This is a genomic window from Micromonospora acroterricola, from assembly GCF_003172955.1.
Lineage (GTDB): Bacteria > Actinomycetota > Actinomycetes > Mycobacteriales > Micromonosporaceae > Micromonospora > Micromonospora acroterricola.
Genome location: NZ_QGKR01000068.1, coordinates 1 through 6,346, shown reverse-complemented (window position 1 = coordinate 6,346; position 6,346 = coordinate 1). Strand labels below are relative to the sequence as shown.

Genomic DNA, 6,346 nt, shown 5'->3' with positions numbered 1-6,346 from the left:
CGCCCGTCGCCACCGCGCCGGCCGCCCTGGTCATCTCGCCGATCGTCCGGCGGCTGGCCCGCGAGAGCGGCGTCGACCTGGGCGCGGTGCGCGGCACCGGGCCCGGCGGGGTGATCCGCCGCGTCGACGTGGAGGCGGCGCTGGCCGCGCCCGCCCCCCGGCTCGCCGCCGTGCCGGACCCGCACGTGGCGCTGGCCCCGGCCGGGGACGGCGACGTGATCGTCCCGCTCACCGGCGTCCGCAAGGCGATCGCCGACAAGCTCTCCCGCAGCCGGCGGGAGATCCCCGAGGTGACCATCTGGGTCGACGTGGACGCCACCGGGCTGCTGGAGACCCGGGCGGCGATCAACGCGGCGACCCCGGACGCGCCGGTGAGCATCCTGGCCCTGCTGGCCCGGGTCTGCCTGTCCGGGCTGCGCAGGTTCCCGCAGCTCAACGCCCGGGTCGACACCGAGGCCCAGCAGATCGTCCAGTCCGCGAGCGTGCACCTGGGCATCGCCGCGCAGACCGACCGGGGCCTGCTGGTGCCGGTGCTGCGCGACGCACAGCGGCTCACCACCGCCGAGCTGGCCGCCGAACTGGCGACCACCACCGCGGCGGCGCGGGCGGGCACCCTGCCGCCGGCCCGGCTGACCGGCGGCACCTTCACGCTGAACAACTACGGGGTGTTCGGCGTGGACGGCTCGACGCCGATCATCAACCACCCGGAGGCGGCGCTGCTCGGGGTGGGACGGATCGTGGACAAGCCGTGGGTGGTCGACGGGCAGCTCGCCGTCCGCAAGGTGACGCAGCTCAGCCTCACCTTCGACCACCGGGTCTGCGACGGCGGGGTGGCCGGTGGCTTCCTGCGGCACGTCGCCGACTGCGTGGAGCGGCCGGCGGTGCTGATCGCCAACGTCTGACCGGCGCACCGTCGACCCCGGGGCCGTACGCGGCGCCGGGGTCGACGCGCCCCGGAGGGGCCGGGGCACGTTTCCTGGCGTCGCGGCCGGGAACCCGGCGCACCGGAAGGCAACCCTCCCGCCGAGAGGAGCGCCCGGTGCAGCAGCTTCCGCCCGTCGCCGTACGGGCACGCCGGCCGGCGGTCGCCGGCGCGCCGCTCTACTGCGACGCCCATGACCACGGACTCTGCGGCGACGGGGTGACGAACGACCAGCCGGCGCTCGCCGCCCTGGTGGACCGGCTCGGCGACGGGTACGCCGCCGACGGCCGGGCCCGGGTGATCTACTGCCCGCCGGGCATCTACTCGATCCGGGACGCCGGCACGGTCTGGCGCAGTGGCGTCTCGCTGGTCGGCGCCGGCCCCGCCGCCACCCGCTTCATGCTCAGCAACGTCGGGAACCGCACCGACCCGACCCCGCTGGCGTTCTGGACGACCGTGCAGCACGGCGCCGACCGGGACCGGCACATCGCCGACTGCACCTTCTCCGACTTCGAGATCGACGGGTCCGGGGTGGCGATGGCGGAGTACAACTACCTCGCCAAGGGCCTCGGCCTCCAGTACGTGGTGCGGGGCGTGTTCCGCAACCTCTACATCCACCACACCGCGGCCACCGGGCTCGGCTGCGACTTCCTCCAGGACAGCCTGATCGACGGCGTGGTGGTGGTCGGTTGTGGCCGGCTGGACAACGGCGAGCAGATGGGCGGCGCCGGTATCGGGGTGGGTATCGGTGGCTGGGGCGCGATCGAACGGCTGACCATCACCAACTGCACCACCATCGCCAACGGCACCAACGGGATCTTCTTGGAGCTGCAGAAGGACTACTGGTCGCCGCCGCGCGGCTACCGGATCACGGGCTGCCACAGCGAGGGCAACCGGTTCGGCATCTCGGACTGGGGCGCCGACGGGCTCATCGTCTCCGGCTGCACCATGACCGGCAACCTGGAGGCCGGCTTCGACGTCTCCGCCGAGGGCACCGCCGGCGTCGCCGGACAAGGCGGGCTGCTGACCGACTGCGTCATCGACGGCAACAGCCGCAACGGGATCAGCATGGGCAACAGCCCCGGCCCGTACACCATCCGGGGCAACCGGATCAGCGGCAACGGCCGGCACGGCTTCCACGGGCAGGACCTGGGGCACGGTTACCAGGGCCCGGCGATGGACGTGGTGATCGAGAGCAACGAGTTCTGGGGCAACGGTCTGGACGCCATCCGGGTGGACCGTCCGATGACCGACGCGATACTGCTCAACAACCGGCTGCGCAACAACGGACGGCAGTGCGCCGACGCCGCCTCCGGTGGCGGCGAGACCGTCCGCTACAGCGAGCGGTCGATGGTGGACCGGTCCGCCCACTGGCCGCACGACGGCCACCGGGGCAAGGTGCTGCGGGTCGGCAGGCGGGTCGCGGTGGTGGCGGCGAACGACGACACCGAGCTGACCCTCGCCCCGGTACGCCCCGGCGCGTTGACCGGGTGGAGCGGTGACACCCCGAAGCCGGGCACCCCGTACGAGCTGCTCGCCGCGCCGGACACCCGGGCCGGCATCGCCATCAACGCGCACTTCGACTCCGCGACGGTGCGCGGCAACCGGATCTGGGACAACCACGACCAGCAGACCCAGACCCACGGCCTGTGGATCACCGAGCGGGGCAGCTGCGTGGCCTGCCGGGTGGAGGACAACGACCTGGCCGGCAACGGCACCAGCGGGATTCGGCTCGACACCCCACCGGTCGGCGGGCGCTGGGGTGGCAACCACCACGAGAGCGACTGGAGTTGACACCCGCGCCGCCGCCGACCGGTGGCGGGCGCGTCGAGGCGCGGACGTGCGACGGCCCCCGGCGTGAGCCGGGGGCCGTCGGGCTGAGCTGGTCGGGGGTGGTCAGCCGGCCAGGCCGGCCACCGGGTCCGGGTCCAGCACGACCGTCGCCGTGGCGGACTGCGGCGGTACGCCCGGCTCGGTCGGCGCGTCGGTGTACTCCGCGACGAACACCGCGGTCAGGTTGTCCGCGCCGCTGTGCCCACCGTCCACGAAGGTGGGGATGGTCCCGGAGCAACCCGTCGAGGTGGAGAGCGGGTGCCCGTGCTCATCGTGCCCGAGCACGTAGGTCACCTTCACCCGCGAGCAGTCCACCGGCAGATCGTCGGTGACCTTCACCTCGTATGCGACCGTCTGCCCGAACTGGAAGGGCTGCCCGGCCACCGGGGCGACGAACTCGATGATCGGCGCGGTCGGCCCGACCACCAGGGGCAGGGTCGCCGAGGCGGACCGTCCGGTACGGTCGGTCACCTTCACCGTCGGCGTGTACGACCCGTTCTCCTGGAACGTCCACGTCGGGTTCGGGTCGGTGCTGTCCACCGAACCGTCCGCGTTGAAGTCCCACGCGTAGCTGAGCCGGTCGCCGTCCGGGTCGGTGGTGCCGGCGCTGGAGAACGCGACGGTCAGCGGGGCCTGCCCGACGGTCGGGGTGCCGCTGATCTTCGGGATCGGCGTCCGGTTGCCCCGCACGAAGTCGATCCGGGACAACTGCGCGTCCGGGTTCTCGGCGAAGTAGCCGTCGCCGTACTCCAGGACGTAGAGCGCGCCGTCCGGGCCGAACTCCATGTCCATCGGGTTGTCCACCACCAGTGACGGCACCACCGGCCGGATGTCCTCGACGTCGCCGTCCTCGTCGAGGCGGAACTCCTTGATGTAGTCCCGGGTCCACTCGTAGAACAGCGGAACCCCGTCGTAGTAGGCCGGCCAGCGGGTCCGCGAGGTGCTGGTCCCGTCGTAGTCGTACGCCGGACCACCCATCGGGCCGATGCCGCCGGTGCCCAGCTGCGGGAACTCACCCGACGCCGCGGACGGGTACCAGACCTCCGGCTGCTCGACCGGCGGCAGCTGCCGCTTGCCGGTGTTGTGCGGCGAGTCGTTGACCGGGCGCTTGCAGTTGAACTTCGGGCCGGACTCGCCGGTGGCGAAGTCATAGTCGCGGTAGGCGATCGTCGGCGTCACGCAGTACGGCCAGCCGTAGTTCGCCGGCTTGTCGATGCGCATCCACCGACCGTGCCCGGCCGGCCCGCGCTCCGGGTTCGGGTTGGAGGCGTCGGGGGAGTAGTCGCCCAGGTACACGTCGTCGGTACGCCGGTCCACGGCGAACCGGAACGCGTTGCGCAGCCCCATCGCGTAGATCTCCGGGCGGGTCTGCGCCGTGCCGGGCTTGAACAGGTTGCCGGCCGGCACCGTGTAACCGCCACCGGGCTTCACCTTGATACGCAGGAGCTTGCCGCGCAGGTCGTTGGTGTTGGCCGAGGTGCGCTGGGCGTCGTACGCCGGGTTGCGGTCGGCCCGCTCGTCGATCGGGATGTAGCCGTCGGAGGCGAACGGGTTGGTGTCGTCACCGGTCGACAGGTACAGGTTGCCCTTGCTGTCGAAGTCGATCTGCCCGCCGACGTGGCAGCAGATGCCCCGGTCGGTGGCCACGTCGATGATCTGCTGCTCGCTGGCGAGGTTCAGCCTCATCCCGTCCAGCTTGAACCGGGACAGCCGCAGCGCGCCCTTGAACCGCTGCCAGTCCGCCTCGGTGCCGGTCTCCGGCGCGTCCCCCTCGTTCACGCCGGGGGTCGCCGGGTCGTCCACGGGGGTGTCCATCGGCGGCGAGTAGTACAGGTAGACCCACTTGTTCTGGGCGAAGTTGGGGTCGATGGCGACCCCCTGCAGCCCTTCCTCGTCGTGCTCGTACACCGGGATGTCGGCGGCGAGGGTGTTCAGCCCGGTGCGCGGGTCGTGGATGCGGACCTCGCCGGTGCGGGAGGTGTGCAGCACCCGCAGGTCGGGCAGGACGGCGAGGCTCATCGGCTCGCCCGGGAAGTCGTTCAGTGTCACTTTCTGGAAGCTGCTGTCCGGTGGCGCCGCCGCCGGTGCGGGCGCGGCGGCTGCCGGTGGCGCGGCCAGGCCGGCCGTCACAAGCAGCAGGGCGGACACGAGTGCGGTCCTTCTCATGGAGTCGTCCCCCGAGTGTTCGTCAGTACCGGAGTGAGGCGAGGTAGTCGAAGCCGACGCGGGCGGTGTCGAGGGCGTCGGCGGGCGAGCGCGGCGGGGTGCCCGCGTCGTCGCGCTCCACGATGTACTCCTCGATGCCCGCCTCCCGTTCGTGGGCGAAGATCCGACCGAAGTCGATGACGCCGTCGCCGAGGTCGGCGAAGCCCCCCTCGACGTCGAGGTCCTTGACGTGCACCTGGCGGATCCGGCCACGGTTGGCCCGGATCACGTCGACCGGGTCGTGGGCGCCCCGCCAGGCCCAGTAGAGGTCGAGTTCGAAGTGGACCAGCCGCGGGTCGGTCTGCTCGGTGAGGATGTCGAAGCCCGTCGACCCGTTGGTCAGCGGCACGAACTCGAGTTGGTGGTTGTGGTATCCGAAGTCCAGCCCCGCGCGCTCGGCGAGCCGGCCGGCCTGGTTGAGGTCCCTCGCCAGGGCGCGGTAGACGGCGGCGTCCCGGATCGGCCGGCCCTCGGCGTCCCGACCGAAGTACGGGTGGACGATCTTCTTGCAGCCCACGACGTTCGCGTCGGCGAGAGCCTGCTCCCACGTGGCGGCGTCGAACGGCTGCGGGATGCCGGTGTGCCCGGACGTGGCACGCAGGCCCGCCGCATCGAGCGCGGCCCGGAACTGCGCGGCGGTGCGCCCGACGAAACCGGCGTGCTCCACCCGCCGGTAGCCGATCCGGCGCAGCGCGGCCAGGGTGCCGGGCAGGTCGGCGGCCAGTTGGTCGCGCAGCGTGTAGAGCTGGATGCTGATCCGGTCCACCGGTACCCGGCGCCGGCCATGGGAGTGCCCCGCCGGCGCGGCGGCAGCCGGACCGGCGAGCAGGCCGGCGGTGCCGAGGGCGGCCGCGGAGACGGTCGCGGCGCGGAGCAGGCCCCGCCGGCTGACCGGCTCGGAAACCGCTGCCGGCTCCGGTCCGTTGGTCTGTTGTTCCATGGTGGTGGTCCCTTCCTGACGGCTGGCTCGCCGTCGGCGGCGGTCGACCGGCTGCCGCCTCCGGGCGCGCCGAACCGGCCGGATGTGGGATCCGGCGGGACGATGACGGACGGCGCGCGGGTGCGGCCCGGACCCATCGAGGGGCGGTACGCGGCAACCCGGCAGGGTGGCGGCATGGTGATCGACGAATGGGCAACCTTCTATCTGAATCGCGACCTTACCCTTGCCCCCTGATGAAGGCAAAGCTTCGTCGCGATCGGCAGAAGTTTCGCTCCCATCGACAAAAGTTGGCCCCCGTGATGCGCCACCGGCCCTGACGCCCCAGAACGCGCCCGCGCCCCCGTCCCGGTCGGCCGGCGATCCTGCGGATCCCGTTCGGCCGTACCGGGGCAAAAGCCACGTAATCCCGGCAGAAACTGCAAGGTCGCCGTCAGAGGGGGCGGACG

5 protein-coding genes are annotated in these 6,346 nt (G+C 72.3%); 3 read left to right on the top strand and 2 right to left on the bottom strand.

Going from position 1 to position 6,346, the window contains the following annotated elements; all coding sequences use genetic code 11:
- Both DKT68_RS01055 and DKT68_RS01050 read left to right on the top strand, forming a co-directional pair.
- Window positions 1-902 (top strand): dihydrolipoamide acetyltransferase family protein (locus DKT68_RS01055; protein WP_146218255.1); only part of this gene is annotated, 902 nt, incomplete at its 5' end.
- Window positions 903-1,039: 137 nt separating this feature from the next.
- Entirely contained in the window at window positions 1,040-2,716 is a 1,677-nt protein-coding gene (locus tag DKT68_RS01050) for a right-handed parallel beta-helix repeat-containing protein (RefSeq protein WP_109815566.1), read from the top strand.
- 102 nt (window positions 2,717-2,818) lie between these two features.
- Here the strand turns inward: DKT68_RS01050 and DKT68_RS01045 are convergent, their stop codons facing one another.
- Window positions 2,819-4,903, bottom strand: coding sequence for a PQQ-dependent sugar dehydrogenase (locus tag DKT68_RS01045; protein WP_236646658.1), 2,085 nt, complete (start codon window positions 4,901-4,903; stop codon window positions 2,819-2,821).
- A gap of 40 nt (window positions 4,904-4,943) precedes the next feature.
- Entirely contained in the window at window positions 4,944-5,900 is a 957-nt protein-coding gene (locus tag DKT68_RS01040) for a sugar phosphate isomerase/epimerase family protein (RefSeq protein ID WP_109815564.1), read from the bottom strand.
- Here DKT68_RS01040 and DKT68_RS30825 point away from each other — a divergent pair.
- Window positions 5,892-6,134: a hypothetical protein gene (locus tag DKT68_RS30825; RefSeq protein ID WP_146218254.1), complete on the top strand. Its 243-nt coding sequence runs from the start codon at window positions 5,892-5,894 to the stop codon at window positions 6,132-6,134. The genes DKT68_RS01040 and DKT68_RS30825 overlap by 9 nt on opposite strands.
- The last annotated feature ends 212 nt before the right edge of the window (window positions 6,135-6,346 follow it).